Origin of the sequence: Laspinema palackyanum D2c, from assembly GCF_025370875.1 — a bacterium.
GTDB lineage: Bacteria > Cyanobacteriota > Cyanobacteriia > Cyanobacteriales > Laspinemataceae > Laspinema > Laspinema palackyanum.
Genome location: NZ_JAMXFD010000001.1, coordinates 120,531 through 136,182, shown reverse-complemented (window position 1 = coordinate 136,182; position 15,652 = coordinate 120,531). Strand labels below are relative to the sequence as shown.

11 protein-coding genes are annotated in these 15,652 nt (G+C 49.5%); 4 read left to right on the top strand and 7 right to left on the bottom strand.

Going from position 1 to position 15,652, the window contains the following annotated elements:
* Window positions 1-208 precede the first annotated feature (208 nt).
* Together NG795_RS00530 and NG795_RS00525 are read right to left on the bottom strand one after the other, a co-directional pair.
* Window positions 209-958 (bottom strand): DUF561 domain-containing protein, encoded by a 750-nt coding sequence (locus NG795_RS00530; protein WP_367286720.1) that lies wholly within the window; start codon window positions 956-958, stop codon window positions 209-211.
* 76 nt (window positions 959-1,034) lie between these two features.
* Window positions 1,035-1,880, bottom strand: a complete 846-nt coding sequence (locus NG795_RS00525; RefSeq protein WP_367286719.1) for a sulfurtransferase — start codon at window positions 1,878-1,880, stop codon at window positions 1,035-1,037.
* A gap of 535 nt (window positions 1,881-2,415) precedes the next feature.
* On the opposite strand from NG795_RS00525, the gene NG795_RS00520 reads away from it, so the two are divergent.
* A complete protein-coding gene (locus NG795_RS00520) occupies window positions 2,416-3,024 on the top strand; it encodes a CDP-alcohol phosphatidyltransferase family protein (RefSeq protein WP_367286718.1) in 609 nt (202 codons plus the stop codon).
* A 58-nt stretch (window positions 3,025-3,082) separates the two neighbouring features.
* Here the strand turns inward: NG795_RS00520 and NG795_RS00515 are convergent, their stop codons facing one another.
* Both NG795_RS00515 and NG795_RS00510 read right to left on the bottom strand, forming a co-directional pair.
* Window positions 3,083-3,955: a PfkB family carbohydrate kinase gene (locus NG795_RS00515; RefSeq protein WP_367286717.1), complete on the bottom strand. Its 873-nt coding sequence runs from the start codon at window positions 3,953-3,955 to the stop codon at window positions 3,083-3,085.
* Window positions 3,956-4,071: 116 nt separating this feature from the next.
* Window positions 4,072-5,175 (bottom strand): inositol-3-phosphate synthase, encoded by a 1,104-nt coding sequence (locus tag NG795_RS00510; RefSeq protein ID WP_367286716.1) that lies wholly within the window; start codon window positions 5,173-5,175, stop codon window positions 4,072-4,074.
* A gap of 472 nt (window positions 5,176-5,647) precedes the next feature.
* On the opposite strand from NG795_RS00510, the gene NG795_RS00505 reads away from it, so the two are divergent.
* Window positions 5,648-6,799 carry a histidinol-phosphate transaminase gene (locus NG795_RS00505; protein ID WP_367287142.1) on the top strand — a complete coding sequence of 384 codons (1,152 nt, stop codon included), beginning with the start codon at window positions 5,648-5,650 and terminating at the stop codon, window positions 6,797-6,799.
* Window positions 6,800-7,135: 336 nt separating this feature from the next.
* Here NG795_RS00505 and NG795_RS00500 read toward each other — a convergent pair whose 3' ends face one another.
* The gene (locus NG795_RS00500) at window positions 7,136-7,732 is read right to left on the bottom strand and encodes a hypothetical protein (RefSeq protein ID WP_367286715.1); all 597 of its coding nucleotides are present in this window, start codon (window positions 7,730-7,732) and stop codon (window positions 7,136-7,138) included.
* Between the two features lie 487 nt (window positions 7,733-8,219).
* Window positions 8,220-8,870: a GNAT family N-acetyltransferase gene (locus NG795_RS00495; RefSeq protein ID WP_367286714.1), complete on the bottom strand. Its 651-nt coding sequence runs from the start codon at window positions 8,868-8,870 to the stop codon at window positions 8,220-8,222.
* A gap of 216 nt (window positions 8,871-9,086) precedes the next feature.
* Here NG795_RS00495 and NG795_RS00490 point away from each other — a divergent pair, with 216 nt between their 5' ends.
* Window positions 9,087-11,570: a GAF domain-containing sensor histidine kinase gene (locus NG795_RS00490; protein ID WP_367286713.1), complete on the top strand. Its 2,484-nt coding sequence runs from the start codon at window positions 9,087-9,089 to the stop codon at window positions 11,568-11,570.
* Between the two features lie 159 nt (window positions 11,571-11,729).
* Here NG795_RS00490 and NG795_RS00485 read toward each other — a convergent pair whose 3' ends face one another.
* Complete coding sequence (locus NG795_RS00485) at window positions 11,730-11,924, bottom strand: hypothetical protein (RefSeq protein ID WP_367286712.1); 195 nt, start codon at window positions 11,922-11,924, stop codon at window positions 11,730-11,732.
* 130 nt (window positions 11,925-12,054) lie between these two features.
* On the opposite strand from NG795_RS00485, the gene NG795_RS00480 reads away from it, so the two are divergent.
* On the top strand, window positions 12,055-15,600 hold the full coding sequence (locus NG795_RS00480; RefSeq protein ID WP_367286711.1) for a response regulator: 3,546 nt from the start codon (window positions 12,055-12,057) through the stop codon (window positions 15,598-15,600).
* Window positions 15,601-15,652 lie beyond the last annotated feature (52 nt).

The following is a 15,652-nucleotide window of genomic DNA, read 5'->3' as shown; positions in this document are numbered from 1 at the left end:
TTGGACATTTCAAGCCGATCAACCTGTTGTTTTAACTCAGTTGTAACCCAAATGAACTGTAGTGGCGATTTTTTAGCTTTGATGGGGATAACGACTGAAGTCGTTACTACGAACTGAAGAAACGACTTTAGTCGTTATCATAAGTTTGTAGTAACGACTTCAGTCGTTTCTTCAAAAGTTATGGCAACTCACCCAACTCAATGGAGAATTAGGCGTGGATGGTGGAACGGCTAACGGTGGATAAGGCTTCTACTAAACTCTTGACCCCAGCGATCGCCGCGAGTTCATTATCCAGACGGTTAATTGCTGAACCGACGCCTACCCCAGCGGCCCCAGCAGCGATCGCCATCGGTGCCGTGATCGTGGAAATCCCCGAGGCGCACAGAACCGGCACAGAAACTGCCCGGGAAATGGCGGAGGCAGCAGCCAAGGTGGGTGCTGCTTTTTCGATCGCCCCTAAGATACCCGCGTGGACGGGATTGCTGCTGGTGCCGCCTTCGGTTTGGATAATATCTGCACCAGCTTTCACCAATTCCTCAGCTAGATCCACTTGCTGATCCAATTCCAAAATATGGGGAACGGTGACAGACAGCACGATATTCGGCAGTAAGGCGCGGGTTTCCCGAGTCAGTTGCAGCACTTCAGCGGCTTCAAAGCGCCGTCCCATTGCATAGAAGGCATCAAAGTTACCAATTTCGATTAAATCTGCACCGCCTTCTACACAGGCGACAAATTTTTCTGGTTCAACGGCAGACACACAAATGGGTAAATCGGTCAACTGTTTGGCTAATTTGACTAAAGCCGGATCCGCAGCAATATCGAGGAAAGTCGCACCCCCGCGATCGGCGGCCCGAACCACGGTAGCAACCTTCTCGGCGTCAAAGTTGGTCAATCCGGTGATAATTTTTAAGGCACGTCCTTGTTGAAAGGCACGGTCTAAAGCAGGAATCATGGTCATAATTCGGTTCAGTTTTGAGGCTAATTTAGCTTGATTTTGACATGGACTGGTGCAAGAAACCAGAGGCAGGGGAGGTTCACGGGTTAGGGGATGAGTCTTCCACCTGATAGGAACACCAATCACTCCAACTTCCGGCGTAGAGTTTGGCGTTGGGGATTCCTGCCATTTCCAGGGAGAGGAGATTCACGCAGGCAGTAACCCCGGACCCGCAATAGACGATAATTTCCTCGGACCCGGCAATATCAGCCCAGCGTTGTACTTGGTCGCTGTGGGGTCTGACTTGGGCGTTCTCGTCGGTGACTTCTTGCCAGGGATAGTTGAGTGCACCGGGAATGTGCCCGGCGATCGGGTCGATGGGTTCATGGTTGCCGAGATAGCGATCGCGTTCTCGGGAGTCGATGAGGGCGACTTCGGGCAAGGGGGACCGGGTTTTGACGGTCTCGATATCCACGAGGCGATCGGGGCGGATTTGAGGAGAAAAGGTCCCCAAATTGGACCGAGGAATCGCATCGGTGACGGGATATCCGGCAGATTGCCACCCTTTAAATCCGCCATCTAAAATGGCAACGCGATCGTGTCCCAGATAGCGCATTAACCACCAGAGTCGGGAGGCAAAGGCAAATCGGGAGTCGTCATAAACCACGAGTAAGACTTCTGGAGAGGTGACCCCGATTGCCCCTAATTTTTGGGCGAATAGTTCGGCATCGGGGAGGGGATGTCGTCCCCCATGTCGTTGGACTGGGGAAGATAAATCGCGATTCAGGTGCAGATAGTGAGCACCGGGAATATGGTGATGGAGGTACTGGTGTTGTCCCAGTTCAGGATCGGCAAGGGAAAAGCGACAATCGGCGATCGCAATTTGCGGATCGTCCAGGTGTTGGAATAGCCATTCGGCAGAAACAATCGGATTCGTCTGAGTCATGATCCGGTTTGAGGGTTGAGTCAACTATCTAGGGTAAACGCGATCGGTTTTGATTGGAGGGGGGGTGGGGATAACGACTGAAGGCAACAACCGACGGGGGTTTAAACCCCCGTCTAACAGCTAAAGTCGGTTAAAACCGACTAAAAACACTACCCCGTAAGACTTTCAGCCGGTTTCTAAAAACACCCTCCCATAAGACTTTCAGTCGGTTTTAACCGACTTTAGCTGTTAGGCGGGGGATTTATCCCCCGCCGGTTGTTGCTGTTAGGGTTTAAACCCCCGTTAGTTGTTGCTACTACGAACACCGGAGAACGACTGAAGTCGTTACTACGAACGAAGAGAACGCCTGAAGGCGTTACTACGAACACCGGAGAACGACTGAAGTCGTTACTACGAACGAAGAGAACGCCTGAAGGCGTTACTACGAACTGGGGGGATTTCATGCTGTGTGCTTTATCCGTCCCCGTTTTCGCCGGAATTTGGTTGGGAAGGTTACCATAGCTAAATCAAAATTCAGTCTAAAGGGTTAGCAGTTGTGGAGACTTGGGCGCGCGATCGCACTAAATTTATCGTTGAACCCATTGCCAAGGGGATGGCAAAACTGGGCATTTCTGCCAATACGATTACATTATTGAGCTTGTTGTTGAATATTTTGGCGGCAGGGGTGATTGCCAATGATCAACCGTTGTGGGGGGGATTGTTAATGGGATTGATCGCAATGCCCCTAGATGCGATCGATGGGGCCGTGGCCCGGTTACTCAATCAACAGAATGCGTTTGGGGCGTTTTTTGATTCGGTCTTAGACCGATTTTCCGAAGGGGCCATCTTGATTGGCATCACAATTTTATTGATCCACCGTCAAGAATATCCCTCGATTCCGATTTGTTTGTTGGCCCTGCTGGGGTCACAGATGGTTAGTTATACCCGTGCAAGGGCGGAAGGATTGAAGATTGAGTGCAAGGTGGGGTGGTTTCCCCGACTGCCTCGGGTGATTGTGATGGCGGTGGGGTTAATTGTGGATCAGTTGCCTGTGGCGTTGTCGGTCCTAGCGATCGCCAGTTTATTGACCAGTTTACAGCGGATTATTCATGTTTATCGGGTCACCCATCCAGGGGAGGATTCATCGAAAATGGGGGTTTCGTAAGATTTGACGCAACCGATAGATCTGGGGATCTGTCGGTTTGTTAATTCCCCCCCGATTTTTAACTCGGCATTGATTCGCCCGTTTGCCACTCCCGGAGGGGACCGAAATTTTCGAGTTTGCGGGTGGCAACTTGGGCGGCAAATCTGGCAGCAAGATGACAGGGTTCTCCGGTTAATCGAGAATATAAATAACCGGCGATGTAGGTATCTCCGCAGCCGGTTGGATCGACGGAGGTAGTAGGTGGAAAGGCCGGAATTTGCTTCAGAGTCCCGGATTGATAAACCCAAGAACCTTGACTTCCTGCGGTGATTAAGACTTCTCGAACTCCCCACTGATGCAGGGCGATCGCCGCCGGTTCGATGGCGGTTTTTCCCGATAGCAGTTGTGCCTCTTGGATATCCACTTTTAAAATATCTACTCCAGCCAGTCCAGGTAGTTTTTCCGCCCAATCTTTTGCCTGGACTGTTTGATGAATGACTTGCCGTAAAAATCCTTGTCCATCTAAAGAAATTAAGGCTTTGGTTGCGAAAACCGCTTGCAGAAATTCCAGGGACATCTCCTGATTGGTGAGTGCGCCTAGATGAAAGATCCGGGATTGAATTTGGCCTAAGTCTGGGGGAGTGAAGGGGGAAGCAACCCCCTGGACTTTTTGTTGACGACTATCCAGGCGATCGCGCTGATAACTATTTTCAAACTGGGTGGTTTCGGGGCTTTCGCTCCAAAAAACAGCAATGCCCCGATTTTTTAATTCTTCTAACAGATAAATCCGGTCTGCACCAGAGGTTTTGGTTAATACGGCCACATTTAACCCCAAAGTTTTTAAGGCACTGGCGGTATAAATTGCCGTCCCACCAGCCATTTCTTGGACAACTTTCCCATCAATTCTAATCCGGTCCTGGGTGACATGGCCGATAACACAAACATCAAACATTCGACAATTTAGGCAAGATTTAGGGAGACAGGGATGGCAAGAATTGAGCTTGAAACTGGCTGGTTTTTCAAAAAATTATCGCCTCACTCGTCAAGAATGAGGCGATGGGGAGTTGATTAATACTCTCTAAATCCGTTGATAAATTCCTCGGTCATCCGGTAGGCATCACCATCGGGATATTGCTTAGGCGGATGCTTCATGAAATAGGAAGAGGGAGAAAAGAGGACGCCACCTTTTCCGCGATCGAGGGCCAATTTGCAGCAACGAATCGCATCGATCGCCACCCCTGCGGAGTTCGGCGAATCCTCCACGGACAGGCGCATTTCAATATTCATCGGCACATCTCCAAAGAGTTTGCCTTCCACTCGAATAAAACAGACTTTATTATCTTTTTGCCAGGGGACGTAATCACTCGGCCCCACATGAATATTTTCATCCTCCAATCTAGTTTCACAGACCGACTGAACCGCTTCCGTCTTCGATTCTTTTTTAGACTTTAAGCGGGTGCGATTTAACATATTCAAGAAATCCGTATTTCCTGCGGTATTGAGTTGATAAGTCCGTTCTATTTTGACCCCTCTTTTTTTAGCCAGGTCAGTAATCATCCGGTGAACAATCGTCGCCCCAAGCTGGGATTTAATGTCATCGCCGACGATGGGAATATTGCGGGATTCAAATTTATCGGCCCATAACTGATTGCTGGCAATAAAGACCGGAATGCAATTGACAAATGCAACTCCCGCTTCTAAGCAGCATTCTGCATAAAAACTCGTCGCTTCTTCCGACCCCACCGGGAGATAATTCACGAGGACCTGAGCGCCGGATTCTTTTAAAATAGCAATGACATCATCTCGGGTTGGTTCTGGGGTATCGCTGGGGATGAAGGTATATTTATCTGCATAATTGACCAAATGTTCCGAGACCCCATCTAAGATTCTTCCCATACTGACTTTCGTGCCAATTTCGGGAATGTCTTCGCAGAAAACCGTCGTACAATTCGGTTCAGCAAAGATAGCTTTAGAGACATCTTGGCCGACTTTTCGGCGGTCGATATCAAAAGCCGCGACTACATCGATATCGTTCGGTTTATACCCGCCAATCTCCCAGTGCATTAACCCGATCGCTTCTTCAGAAGTCTTATCTTTATAAAAGTAAATTCCCTGCACCAAGGAGCTAGCACAGTTACCAACACCTACGATCGCTAGTTTAATTTTTTCCACAATCAGTCCCCGTCTCGCGTACTTGCATTTGTCGAAATTGTCAACGTTAACAATAACATAACTAACGGAGGGAAAATCAGGGGGTTAACCGGGCTGCCTCCGAAGTTGTCCCCTCCAACCGGCTTTGTCTTTATGAGGGTAAGTGCAGTCCCGGTTGGGTAAACTGGCTCCAGAACCCTCGGTAATCAGAGAATAGCCTGTTGCTATTCCCTGAACATTTTAGAGTATTTATGCAAGGGTGAGTTCCGACAGAATGATTCCATACCCTTTGCCCCAACTGATTGATGCCCTGAAATATTACAACAACCCCCAGGGGAGTCCCCGGGAGTGGCGATCGCCTCCAATGCCCCATCCTGACCCCAAAATACCCCAGAGGCAAAAAAGCCTATTGCCCGAAGTTAACCCAAACACCGATACTAAAGACAGCGGTGCTTGTCACCCAATTGCGGCTTTTTCATGGTTCTACAATTCTATGCTGAGTTTTCTTCGCTCAGATCTAGCTCAACTGATTGCCTATACTCCCCACCCGGGTGGTACTCTCGATTCCCCTGGGGGGAAGAAACCTGCCCAAATTGATCGGGTGGATACGAATGAAAGTCCCTACGACTTGCCTGCGGCCCTCAAAGAAAAGCTGGCATGGACCTATCAACAGGAGATTGAAACGAATCGCTATCCCGATGGGAGTCATGCCTCCTTAAAGCAAGCGATCGCTGAATATGTCAACGAATCAGCCCAACTCCCTGATTCCCCCATCACCGCCACCCATATTTCCCTCGGCAATGGTTCCGACGAACTAATTCGCTCTTTACTGATTGCCACCTGTTTGGGGGGTGAAGGGTCGGTTTTGGTCGCCCATCCCACTTTTTCCATGTATGGGATTTTAGCCCAAACCCTGGGCATTCCTGTGGTGGAAGTCGGGCGCAACGAGACGAATTTTGAAATCGACATCCCAGCAGCACAGGCAGCGGTTGCCAATACCCAAAATCCCCCGGTTCGGGTGGTGTTCGTGGTCCATCCTAACTCTCCCACGGCCAATGCTTTAACCCGGGCTGAACTGGATTGGATCCGTAGTTTGCCACCGCATATTTTGGTGGCGATCGATGAGGCATATTTTGAATTTAGTCAAACCAGTGTGGTGAGTGAGTTACTCCAGCATCCAAATTGGGTGATTATGCGGACCTTTTCCAAAGCCTTTCGCTTGGCGGCCCTGCGGGTGGGCTATGCGATCGCCCATCCGGAACTCACGGCGACCCTGGAAAAAGTCCGTCTGCCGTACAATCTCCCCGCATTCTCCCAGATTGCCGCATCGATGGCGATCGCCCATCGTCAGGAACTCCTGAGTACCATTCCCGAAATTTTAACCGAGCGCGATCGCTTCGGGGAACGATTGCAACCCCTGCAAAAATTTCTCCTGTGGCCGAGTGCAGCTAATTTTATCTACCTGCGCCCGAATCTCCAGGACCAAGGGGCGATCGGTCCCACCCTGACTCGCATCACTGAGGAACTCAAGGCCCAAGGGACTCTGATTCGTCACACCGGGGGCGGTTTAAGAATTACCCTCGGCACCCCGGAGGAAAATCAGCGCACCTTATCCCGCTTGCAGGAATTTAATTTCGGAGATTAGACCGTCCACAACGCAGAGTTCAGGGACAAACTGCGGGGGTTTGAACGATTGGCGGCCTAACAGCTAAAGTGGCAACACCCGGCGGGGGTTAAAACCCCCGCCTAACAGCTAAAGTCGTCTAAAGACGACTGAAAACACCACTGTATCAGACTTGCAGTCGGTTTTTAACCGACTCGCAGCTCTGAGGCCGCCAATCGATTTATCCCCCGCAGGTTGTTGAGAATGGTGCAAGATGTCAGTTTCAACCGACTATAAGTCTTATGGGATGGTGTTTTCAGTCGGTTTTCAACCGACTTGAGCTGTTAGGCGGGGGTTTAAACCCCCGCCGGTTGTTGCTTAGCCCGCCGCCACCTTGACCGGGGATTTTTGTTCTAAACGGCGGATGGTCCGCACAGTTTGGGGGAGGACCCCGACCAATCGGGCGATCGCCTCATCGGGGAGTCGGATCACGGTTTCGCGATCGAAATAATGCTGAAACTGAGTCAGCAGCATTTGGGTCCGGTGCAATGACACCGGCTGGACCGTAAGCTGTTCCATTAATCGGATCCAATGGCGGCGAATGGCAAATGCCTTTTGCCGTTCTTCGTAACTTTCCGGATAGAGCAACACCAGATCCCCCACGGGAATCGTTTGCTGACACTCAATGTCAAAAATGCCTCCAACGGCGGCCCCGGGACCTACAAACTCCGCATGAAACTGTTTATAAACAATCAATCCGCAGCGCCGACGACTGTCCACAACAAACAGTTGACCGCTATTGAGTTGAGTCAAAATTTGAGCACTATGAGCGTATTTAATCAAGGCACGAGAAGGATTGCTCCTCTCTCCCTTGACGGGAGGGCGAGAGGGAGAGTCAGACGGAAGGGGACCCAAGGGATTAGCTCCTTGGGCCTCTCTATTTTGGTTCCGGTCCTCATGTTTGTATTGAGTCATTTGAGGGTTCCCTTCTCATGCCGAAAATCACTACATCTAAACCGGGCAACTCATGACTACAAGATGGGGTTAAAAAAGTCCCCAAATTTAAGGAATAAATTTTTGCTCTTGTTTATCATTCCCTAATTAGACAAATAAACGTGCTTTTCTATTTAAACGCAGGTTTACCTGGCTCTCAAAAATTTTCACGGATTCAAGAGCAGCGGTCTCCTGCTTGCAAACAAGCCGGGGAGCGCCGTTTAAGGGAGATAAACCCGGTCGGCTGGACTCCTCAGATAATTTTAAAATTAGGGGAGTAAAGTCCGCCTACTGCTGGTCAAAAAGAAGGAGTGGAGTTGCTAGGACTTTTGTACTCGATTCAATCCGAATGATTCAGAAACCGGGTTTTTTGCCCCGGCTTGTTGCTAATCGGTATAGATTTGGTGAAGATCCGGGGTATATCTTCTCGATCCTCAGCGGGTCTCCTAGAGGCGGAGATCGCCTTGCTTCAACTGCGATCGAGTGCTTTGTGCAAAAGCATTCGTTTGGGTTGCCCGAAAGACCAAGGACCCCACCCCGACTCAATCGAGTGAATTCGATAGCCTGCTTTGTAATAAAGTCGTCTTGCCGGTCGGTTATTTTCGAGAACGTGCAGGTACAGGTCCTGGAATCCCCAATCTAGGGCTATGCCTTCGCAAGCTTGCAGCAATTGACGAGCTCCCCCCTGGCGGCGATAAGAGTCACCAATGGCTAAATTGGACAAGTAAGGAAACTGAGTCATTCCCAAGGTCCAAGGGTTGATACAGCGCAAGGCCATTTCTACGGTGCCAACAATCACGCCATTCCCCGATGGGGAGTCTCGGACGGATTCATAGCAGGAGGGCGATTCCGATTGGGGGTCGATCGCCACCAAGCAAATACAATGGGACGAGTTCGATCGCAGTCGCACTCGCAAATCTTCATAAATTCCCAGGCGCAAAATGGGATACAGCCAACCCCCAAGTCCTTCGCGAGAATGAAAGCTATCGACTAAAATCTCGGCGAGGCTGCTGAGATCTTTGGGTTGGGCGGCGCGGATCAAAAAGCCAGATGCACCTCCCGAGGATGGCTCAGAGGCAGGGGGATCGCGATGGGTTGGGGACGTGAAAGAGGAGTTCACGAGGAGTTCACATTAAGGGGGTTGAAACGGATTGGTTTTGACACGAAGGGAACCCTCTACTCTTATAACATAAGCTGATAAGGGGGTTCAAATATAAAATAAATATAAAGTGGACAAAAAGCATAAAAACATAAATAATCATTATCAATTATAACATGAGGTTAAATTCTGATGAATGCAGATATTTTTCCGTGTGACCCCCAGGAGGTCGGTTCTGTGAACCGGACATCGCCGCGAATGGCGATCGCCGAACTCCTGGGGCGACAAACTCACTTGCGCCTCGGGGAGAACGAGGCTGAAAATGCCGCATGGACTGCTGGTTGGCTGGATTGTTTGGAGTTTTTGGGCCAAATTGACCGAGGGACAGTTGCCAAAGTCCAGCAACTTTGTTCTGAAAAAAGATTATCCTCTCAAGAAAAGATTTCTGCCTCTGTCTGTGGAAATAAAAATACCGATGGTGAGGGCAACGGGGAAGCGGAAATTTTTCAATCTTTAACCGCAAGTCCGGGAACAGTGACATCCCCACAAGCGCCCAGGAATCTATCTGAAAACCATCCGGTTTGCGGGGAAAAACTCCCAGGGGTGGGAGAACAAGTTCTATCGGTACAGCGTTTAAATGCGATCGCCCAGGCTATTCATGGGTCCTTGGATGAGACGGAGATTTATCAGGCGATCGTCCAGCAAATGTGTGAGGTTTTTGAGGCAGACTGTGCGGGGTTAATTCTCCATGATCTCCAGGGACAAACCTTGATGGAAATGGCGGTTTATCATCGCCAGCAGGAATCCCCAGGGTCACCCCTGCGCCATCAGGCGATCGGAGTCCCCTTGCAAGTGGAGGGATTGAAAGACTGGAATACTTTACGATCGCAGCAAAGTCCTTGGGTGGTTGGGGATATCGAAACAGCAGCGATGGCCGAAATAGAGCCATTGCTGTTGCTTGGTGCCGGGTTACAGTCTACATTGATGGTGCCCATCCTCTACCAAAATGAAGCGATCGCCACGGTTTATCTGAGCTACACCCGGGTTGCTCATCGGTGGAACCCGTCGGAAATGAAATTTGCTCAAATGGTGGCACAACAGGCAGCCGTCGCCCTCCTCAATGCAAGGCATTATATCCAATCCAAAAAACACGCCCAACGGGAACAAGTTCTGAACCGAATAGCCGGACGAATTCGGACTTCTTTAAATCTCGATCGCACGATTGAGACGGCTTTATCGGAATTATTAACTCTCACAAAAGCCGATTTAATATTATTTTCAACTCCGACTTCTTTAATTCAAAGTATCCATCACCTCTGCCGATCACTGCGAATTACTCACCGAGTCTCTCGCCCCAGTCAATCGAGTTTTCTGGATCAACATCCTCTGGCTATAGGGATAGAAATCAAGCTTTTTCAGTTTGAGTCGGGATTGATTGAAAGTTTGCTCGGACAAGAAGTTACCGCAGTCGCGAATACTCAAAGTTCAGATTTTGGAGAGCGTGATCGCGCCTTATTTCAACAGCTACAAATTGGCAGTTTATTAAGTATTCCAATTTGGCATCGCGAAACTTTATTAGGTCATGTTTCGGCAATCAAACCCCAAGCTTATGATTGGCATGAAGATGAAATTTCCGCGATGGAATCGGTTTCCTTGCATCTAGGAATCGCGATTACTCAGGCGCAGTTATATCAACGTACCCAGGACCAAGCTCGCCAAGCGCGATCGCAAGCTCAAAAACTTAAAAAAGCCCTGGATGAAAAAACCAAATTAATTGCGTCCCTTCATGACACACAATTTCAACTGGTTCAAAGCGAAAAGATGTCTAGCTTAGGTCAATTGGTGGCCGGGGTTGCCCATGAAATTAATAATCCAATTAATTTTATTTATGGCAATCTTCCTCATATTGAAAATTACAGCTCCGACCTCGTAGAACTTGTAGACCGTTATCGAGAAAACTTGCAGCCCGTTCCCCAATCTATTGCTGAATTTGAATCGGAGATTGATGTCAATTTTATTCAGACTGACATCATAAAAATCCTTCATTCCATGAAGGAAGGAGCTGAACGGGTCCGGCAAATTGTTTTGACGTTACGCAATTTTTCTCGCTTAGATGAAGCAGAATTAAAATGGGTTAATCTGCATGAAGGGATTGATAGTAGCCTGATTTTATTAGCCCATCGTCTCCATGATATTGAGGTGATTAAATCTTATGGCAATATTCCCCGATTATGTTGCTACCCAGGACAACTGAATCAGGTGTTTATGAATTTGTTTTCCAATGCGATCGATGCCATTGAACCACCGGATCAGGGGTGCAATTCGACCCATTTCCCCGGGAATCTTATGGGCGATCGGCAAATTACGATCACCACCGCCGTGATTGCTCAATCTCATTTTCCCTGGGATAGTCTCCTTCCCAGTCAAACCCCGAACCTCCCGACAGGAGAGTGGGTGCAAATTCGGATTCGGGATACAGGTTGTGGCATTCTCCCCCAACATCAAACCAAAATTTTCGATCCGTTTTTTACCACCAAACCTGTGGGGAGTGGCAAAGGATTAGGCTTATCCATCGCCTATAAAATTATCGTAGACCGACATCATGGCCGCTTGACTTTTGAAAATCTACCCGAAGGGGGATGTGAATTTATCATTGAATTACCTGTTACTTCTAAAGACCCAATGCAGCCGAGATCTGCTCAATCTTCCGTGACTGTTTAAGAGCATTCGTCCGCCAATTGTGTAGGAAAGAACCCGAATTGGGGTTTTTGGCCCCAACTATCCGTGCAACGCGGACCGTTTAAATTTGGAAATTTCTGTCTCAGGAAACGCGGAGTGAAACGGGAACGAAGGACCGCGATGGGAAATCGGTGAAATTTCTCATGCAGGATCCGACGGTTGCCAGTAGAATATCGTCATTATTACCCATAATTTCGACCCATCCGTGGGGCGATCGCCCTCATCAATTTTTCCATCAGGATGCAACTCAAGGGGTAAATCTGCCAGGGTGCATGAGGCGAGTGATCTATTACCCCTAACCCCTAACCCATCGGGATCATGTTGAGTAGTGTACATTCAGAATGACCCCTACTCAAGAACCTCGGTACAGGTTGCGTCAGCCTCTGCGGTTCGGTAACCCTAAAAACCAGTCAAGAGAACAATAAGAAATTGGATATAACTCCCCCTGATTGTAGGAGAGCGGTGCATGAGTATCGAAACAGATAATAAGCCGAAACTTCTGGTAGTAGATGACGAACCAGATAATCTCGACTTGCTCTATCGCACCTTTTATCGGGACTATCAAGTGCTGACGGCAGAAAATGCCCCACAAGCGTTAGAGCTTCTCGCCAAGGAGGGGGACGTGGCGGTGATTATTTCCGATCAGCGGATGCCGCAAATGAGTGGGACTGAGTTACTCAGTCTGACAGCGACTCAGTATCCCGATGCCATCCGGATTATCTTGACCGCTTACACTGATGTCGAGGACCTGGTGGATGCCATCAATGCGGGAAAGGTTTTTAAATATGTCACCAAACCCTGGGATGCTGATGAACTCAAGGCATTAGTGGCACAAGCATTAGATACCCACAATGTCTTGAAAGCGCGGACAAGGGAACTGTGCCGCACTCTGCGCCAGGAATCGTTGCTCAATGCCATTACCAACACCATTCGCTCTCGGACGACTGAGGCGCAGATTTTGCAGACGATTGTCGATACCCTCGGCCAAATGTTTGAGGTGAGCTACTGCATTCTACGTCCCTATCAGGATGGCCGCTTTATTGATGAATGGTTTATGTATCAAAAGCGGGAACTCGGCACGATCAAGTCCAATGGTCAAGGGCCAAAACTGCCACTTGCTCCCGCAGGACCGATTTCAGAACCCCAGGGATTAGCTCAGACGGTTTGGGAAACCCACGATATTGAGGTGATCAATGATGTGGAAACCGATGAACGGTTACAGGGAAAGACGCCTCAACTCCAGCAACGGCGACAGATGTTAAAAGCGGCAGATATTCGCTCCTGCTTGGTGGTCCCTCTGATGTTTCGCTTGGAACTGATGGCAGTTTTGGCATTGCACCAATGTGGATCTGGTCGGGAGTGGCAGGATGATGAGGTGCAACTGGTGTTTATGGTGGCGGATCAGGCGGTGTTGTCCCTGTCCCAGGCGCGCGCTTATGAACAGGTCCAGGCCCTCGCCAAGCGCGAGGCCCTGGTGAATACGATTACCACGGCGATTCGGTCGAGTCTGAATCCGAAAGATATTTTTGCGGCGATCGCCCAACAACTCGGCCAAGCGTTACAGGCTGATGGTTGTGCCCTGTCGTTATGGACGGTGGAAGATGAATATGTACAGTGTGTGGGATTATACGATGCGGCCTTACAAGCGGTGGAGGCATCGGAGGGAGAACGACTGGAGGATGAAGACACTCAACAGGGGGGAATTTCTTCTGCTAATCCCTCCGAGGAAGTCAAAGGGGAACCTCGTTCTAATTCCGGGGAATTGCCGCGATCAGTGGTGCCGATCGCCGGAAATCCGGTGTTGCAACAACTCCTCACCACTCGGGCTCCGGTGGTGGTGGATGACTTGGACAAGCAGGCGGAATGGAATGTCATGGATTTACCCCTGCGATCGCCCGCCAAGGCTTTATTAGTCGTTCCTTTAATCTCTGATGGCGAAATTATCGGCAGCATTACCCTGCGCCAAGTCCGAGCACCCCGACACTGGCATCAGTCGGAAATCGATTTAGCCCAAGCGGTGGCTGCACAAGGGGCGATCGCGGTTCAGCAGTCTCGTCTCTACCAAAAAACTCGTCAGCAGGCGGAACGACTCCTGGAACTCAACCGCCTCAAAACGGAATTTTTCCAAAATATTTCCCACGAGTTCCGCACTCCCTTAACTCTAATGATGGGTCCTTTGGAATCTGCCGTAGAGCATCACCAAGATTTACCCTTGGACCAAGCGGCGATCGCCCTACGCAATACCCGCCGCCTCCTGCGATTGGTCAATCAACTTCTGGACTTACAACGTCTCGATGCTGGTCGGATGCAGCCGACGTTTCGTCCCTGCGATTTACTCGCCTTTGTCTCCCAAACCGTGGAAATTTTTCGCCCCTATTGCGAGAAAAAAGGTATAGAAATCACTACGGATTTACAACCTTGTCCTTCGTTATATTTGGACTTGGAAAAATTTGATAAAGTCCTCTACAATCTCCTCTCCAATGCCATGAAATTTACCGCTTCTGGAGGTAAAATTATGGTCTTTTTAGAACAGGCTGGAGATTATTCTTTACTCCAAGTTAAGGATACAGGAATTGGCATCCGCACGGATCAAGTTCCTCACCTATTTGAGCGTTTTCGTCAAGCGGAAGGGTCCGCAAATCGCTCTTATGAAGGCAGTGGATTAGGGTTGGCCTTAGCGAAAGAATTGGTGGAACTACATGGGGGAACCATTGCCGTTGAATCTAATTATGGGGAAGGTTCCGCTTTTATGGTCTGGTTACCCCTGGGCAATTCTCACTTACCCCCGGACCAAATTATTGAAGTTCCCACCGGGGTAGAACCGGCCCGGGCCTCTGTAGAGTTGGCTGATGTCCAGATGGAAGAGGATGGGGTCGGGTTTATCGGTCCCGGAGGGATGGTGCAACCGGCACAACCTTCAACGATTCACACTCTCCACCCGACGATTGTGGTGGTGGATGACAATCCAGATTTGCGAAATTACGTCTCAGGCATTCTCACAAAAGAAGGATATCGCGTCATTTTGGCCCGGAATGGGGCGGAAGGATTTGATGTGGTGCTCCACCATCGTCCCCAGTTAATTGTTACGGATTTGATGATGCCGTTAGTCTCGGGTTTGGATATGATCCAGATGATTCGAGAGGATGAGTCGTTACGGGGAACGCCGATTATTTTGCTCACGGCGAAGGTGAATGAGGATACGCGCATTGAAGGGGCGGAAAAGGGGGCGGATGCTTATTTGGCGAAACCGTTTAACGATCGCGAGTTGTTAGCGGAAGTGAGGAACTTACTGGCCCTCAAGGAAAATGAGCGCCGGGTGGCCCAGTTGAATACTTATTTAACTGAGTCAGTCCTGCGCCGCTTTTTACCCCCTTCTATGGTCCAAAAAGCGGCCTCTGGGGAGTTATCTCTGGATTTACGTCCGGAACCTCGGTTGATTACGATTTTGTTTAGCGATATCGTCGGGTTTACGCAGTTGGCGAATACGTTGCGATCGCGCCGGGTGGCGGAGGTACTGAATCAGTATTTAACGGAAATGACTCAGGCGGTGTTTGATAATGGCGGGACGGTGGATAAGTTTGTTGGGGATGCGATCGTGGCCATGTTTGGTGCACCGGAGGATTTGACGCCGAATGAACAAGTGAGACGGGCGATCGCCACCGCCAGACAAATGTTACAAGCGCTCGATCGATTGAATGAGAACTGGGAACAGCAGGGTTTACCTCGGGTCCAGTTCCGTTGTGGGATTCATCAAGGGACTGCGGTGGTGGGGATGTTTGGCGGCAATTTGCGATCGGATTATACGGCGATCGGTCCCAGTGTGAATATTGCCTCCCGCCTACAGGAATCTGCCGATCCGGGTACAATTCTGGTGTCTGCGGCGGTGGCAGATTATCTCCATGATGATGAAATTGTTAAGTTTGGTTCCCTGCAATTGAAGGGCATTGATGAAACAGTTTTAACCTTTATGGTTCATCGCCATTCTCGGGGGACTGAGGGGGAAGTCTCTTAGGCAGAAGGGTCTAAATAAATGACCTATTACGGATTAACAAAAGGTTATTAGA